4 protein-coding genes and 2 pseudogenes are annotated in these 4,231 nt (G+C 38.8%); all 6 read right to left on the bottom strand.

What is annotated here, in order from left to right:
* A pseudogene (locus tag K8S13_RS21400) lies at window positions 1-237 on the bottom strand (methylenetetrahydrofolate reductase); the annotation flags it as partial.
* 14 nt (window positions 238-251) lie between these two features.
* Window positions 252-824 carry a response regulator gene (locus K8S13_RS21395; protein WP_291465756.1) on the bottom strand — a complete coding sequence of 191 codons (573 nt, stop codon included), beginning with the start codon at window positions 822-824 and terminating at the stop codon, window positions 252-254.
* Window positions 825-1,048: 224 nt separating this feature from the next.
* Window positions 1,049-2,872 (bottom strand): PAS domain S-box protein, encoded by a 1,824-nt coding sequence (locus K8S13_RS21390; RefSeq protein ID WP_291465755.1) that lies wholly within the window; start codon window positions 2,870-2,872, stop codon window positions 1,049-1,051.
* A 116-nt stretch (window positions 2,873-2,988) separates the two neighbouring features.
* Complete coding sequence (locus K8S13_RS21385; RefSeq protein WP_291465754.1) at window positions 2,989-3,369, bottom strand: hypothetical protein; 381 nt, start codon at window positions 3,367-3,369, stop codon at window positions 2,989-2,991.
* A 32-nt stretch (window positions 3,370-3,401) separates the two neighbouring features.
* Window positions 3,402-3,785 (bottom strand): hypothetical protein, encoded by a 384-nt coding sequence (locus K8S13_RS21380; protein ID WP_291465753.1) that lies wholly within the window; start codon window positions 3,783-3,785, stop codon window positions 3,402-3,404.
* 137 nt (window positions 3,786-3,922) lie between these two features.
* Window positions 3,923-4,231: pseudogene (locus tag K8S13_RS21375) on the bottom strand (MBL fold metallo-hydrolase); the annotation flags it as partial.

Here is a 4,231-nt window from a genome sequence, read left to right as displayed (position 1 = left end):
TCTTGTAGTGGTTTGATAAATCGCATTCAAATTATTATCTTTTAAAAGACCGCAGGTTTTAATCGTATCACTCACGACTCCTTCAAGTTCAATTTCCGAGATAGAGACACCGTCCACCCGGCCTTTCAACCTGCTAAGGTTTTCAACAACCGCCTCGGGTTCTTCATCACCTAAGGGAACCTGTACTTCGGACGTTACGACAAATCTCTTTTTTTTCAAAGATTCCTTTAAATTCATGATCTGCCTCCTTCCTATTTTAATCCCAATAATTTGGCCACTTCATCCTTGAGCTGGGACAGGGGCAATGGCTTTGATAAACAGACATCCGCACCATGCTCTTTCATCTGTGCGAACTTATCATCATCCAGGTATGCGGATAATACGATAATTTTTATATCTTTTGTTTTCTCGTTTGTCTTAATTTTCTCACAAACTTCATACCCCTTGATATCGGGCATCATAATATCAAGAATCAAAAGGTCCGGATGAAAATGATTTACCTGGAGTCCGGCCTCAAAACCATCTGATGCGGAAAGAACCTCATAATCAAATTCATCTTCCTCTAAAGCCTGTACGATTGACTCCACAATGATCATGTCATCATCTACGACCAGGATTTTTTTTCTGGCACCCTCATCCTTTTCTTCAGGAATAGGGATTCCCTGGCTTCGCATAAACATCTCAAGATCGGGCTTTTTTATCCTTCGATGCCCGCCTACAGTCCGATACGCTTTAATATGTCCTGCCTCCACCCAGTTGATAATGGTTTTAGACGAAACATTACAATATTTGCTTGCGGTGAATACAGTCAATGTGTCTTCCATAGCACCTCCTTTTTTGGGGATTTTGTAACTTTAGTTATTATAGTTATTCTATATAATCTATTTTGTCAAGCATTAAAATTAAATATAATAACTAAAATAAAAATAATAACTATTCCTATGATATTAAACAACTCTCCTATCACAAAAGGGCTTGTGGCATTGCAGCTACAAGCAACCCTGCACAATGATAATACGAATCAAATAGAATTTTATTTTTTTACAGCTTATTTACCGGTAATGGGAAGTGTGACGGTAAACTTTGTCCATTGTCCCTCTTTGGATTCAACAACAATATTTCCGCCATGATCCTTGATAAATCCATAGCAGACAGAGAGTCCTAAGCCCACCCCCTGAACACTCTCGGTCTTGGTGGTAAAAAAAGAATCAAAAATTTTTTTAATATGCTCGGGTTTTATGCCGGTACCGGTATCCTTGATAGTAATATAAAGCTTTTCGGAAACAACTTTAGTTACTATCTCAAGATTGCCGCCATCCGGCATGGCATACATGGCATTGGAAAACATATTGATAAATACCTGGCGCAATTGATCCCTGGATGCAAAAATGTCCTCTGGATTTTCCATAAGATCAAGCTCTACTTTTATACTGTTTTCCCTGAATCGTTTTTCATATAACAGCATCAATTCATCAATGACCACATTGATATCTATCTTCTGACGTTTTTCCTGATCAGGCTTTGAAAAAGAAAGCATTTTTTTCAGCATGTCAGCCAGCCGCTCAATCTCCGACAAAGACATATCCAAAAGCTTTCGCCTTTTATTCTGAGGAGAAATCTCGGTTTTCATCAACTCCAGAGTGTTCATAATACCAAACAGCGGGTTATTCAGTTCATGGGCAATCTGGGAAGTGAGCCTTCCCATGGCAGCCAGCTTTTCTGACTGAAGCAGATGTTGCCTTGCTGCACTAAGGTCCCTTTCAGTTTGAAGCCTCTCCTTTAAATCAACAAATAACCCAACCGTTGCCAGCTCATTGCCTTTTTCATCATAAAGGATGCTGACGGAAAGATTTCCTTCAACCAGTTCGCCGTTATCCTTTTTAAAATTCAATGGATAGGAGTTCAGCTTGCCTTTGCCACCAAACTTTTCATCCCTCATCATTTCCGTGACCTTTTTGGCCACCTTTTTTGAAAAAATCTGCTGGATGCTCATTTTTCCAATCACGTGGGTGGACTTAACCCCGAAGATCTCTTCAGCACCCTGGTTCCACAGCCTGATAACACCCCTCATATCCATTGCCATAATAGCATTGGGAGAATATGAAATGATCTTATCCAGAAAGTCATGGGCCTCTTTTATTTCGTTTTCATGTTTCTTTCTCCGGGTCTGATCCACAACAATCCCTTCATATCCAAGAATTACCCCATTGGTATCATACCGGACATTACTGGTTAAAAGAATATGAAGGATGTGCCCGTCCCGCCTTCGCCACTTTACCTCGTAATCAACTACCCGGCCTTTTTTTTCTATGATTCCGGTGTATCTGCGCCTGTCCTCAGGCCTCAAATAGACATCCGTTGCAAGATCAAGCGAAAGGAATTCTTCCTTATCCTGATACCCAAGCATTTTTAGCAGTGCAGGATTGACATCAAGAAATTGCCCTTTCTTACTGCTGACAAACACACCACACCCCACATGTGTAAAAAGTCTTTGATAGCTTTCTTTAGAGGATTTAAGTTTCTCCTCCTGCTGTACGGTATAAGTAATATCACGATATAAGGAGAGTTTGGATTTGGTTCCATCCTGGTTTGTTACCGGGAGCTCTGACATGGCAAATATTTTGTCAACAGATTCAATATAGACCTCACTGTGATGTGTTTCATTCTTAATAAAAACTTCATCATATTTACACCAGTCGCAAGGCTTATCAGATCCGATCAATACTTCATAACATTTTTTGCCGACCCCATCGCCAAACAATTCTTTCATGAATTTATTCATGTATTCAACCGTATAGTCATCATTAATAATGTAGATACCATCTTCAAATGCATCCAATGCATCCAAGAGTCTCGGGGTGTGATCAGCCATGATAACTCTCCTTAAAAATTTTGGATCAGTTTTTATTTAAAAAATACTTGCCTCCCTATTTTTTGTCAAGGCCGGTTCATTGATAAAATACATTTTATAAATACATCGATTTTTTCTCACTTAGCCCAGTTTTTCCAGGCAAGACAACAAAAATAAATAATTAGTATGGCCTGGGTCCATGGAAATATTGGATACCACCAGACGCCATTTTGGTCAGGATGAGCAAGAATAATATGAACTAAAATAGGTTGAAAAATCATAAATGCTCCGTCTATTATCCCCAATATCAAACCCCACTTATTTTTCAAGATAATCAATAGTATTCCAACAGCTAATAATCCCGCAAAAATAGGAACACCTATCGCTCCCGGACCTTCCATCTTTATGGCACCCGGTATCTCACGGACAATTTTATGTACAAGTTGTATCAACATCATGGCCATCGCTGTTTGATGGTATATTGAAGATCGGCTTTTAAGCTCCTGGTTTATTTCCATATTTTTAACTCCCTTTCCGTAATGTTTTTGAATTAACGATAGTTTTCCTTATAACAAATATATGAGAAAACCATCATTCCTAAGGATGACGGAACAACTACCAAAAAACCCATCCCAGGAGAAATTTGCATTATTAAAAGAATTGATATTAGAAGAAGATGAACAAATCCAAAAATGGAACTAGCCAAATATGCTGTTTTCTTTTTCATAATTGAAAAGACAATAATAAAAACAAGAATTATTATCGAAGGGTAAACAACATAGGGAATAGTTTCAGACGCGAGTTTAGCTAATTCTCCCATTTGCTGAGTTTTTGCAACAGCTTTTTTTGCGCCGTGTGGTTCGAAAACCGCAAGCCAAAAAAGTCTAATAAACATTGAAGCAATCATTAAATAGAACGTGTGCCTTTTTTTCATTTACGGTATCCTTTTAACTATGCATTTTTGTTTTCTAATTTCTCAAATATTAAATGCCCTTTTTTTTCTCTGACCAACTTAAACTTATTTGTTAAAAATCCACTTTATTTTAAAAAACAATTTATTCGGCTTTGAGTTCAAAGGCTATATGTTGCACCGGCCTTTAGAACTTTGGTTTCAGCTTTAAGTTCATTCTTAAACCGTCTTATCGAGTGATCACAGGTATCGTGCTCAGATAGGAATACATGCTTTGGCCCTGCGGCATTGATGGCCTTTATTGTGTTGCTCAAGTCATGATCGGATATTCGCCGCCAGGGAGGTTTTCCCGTACCCACTATCATCTGCAACTTGATTCCCGGCAACCCCTCGTAGGAACCCCTGCCGCTGGTGAGAGGAAAATGGAGTCCTCCTCCTATGGCATATATCGGTTCATCAGAAAGACTGGT

This window comes from Desulfobacula sp. (assembly GCF_021107415.1).
Note: the sequence above shows the minus strand (reverse complement) of the source record. Positions and strands in the feature narration are given on the sequence as shown.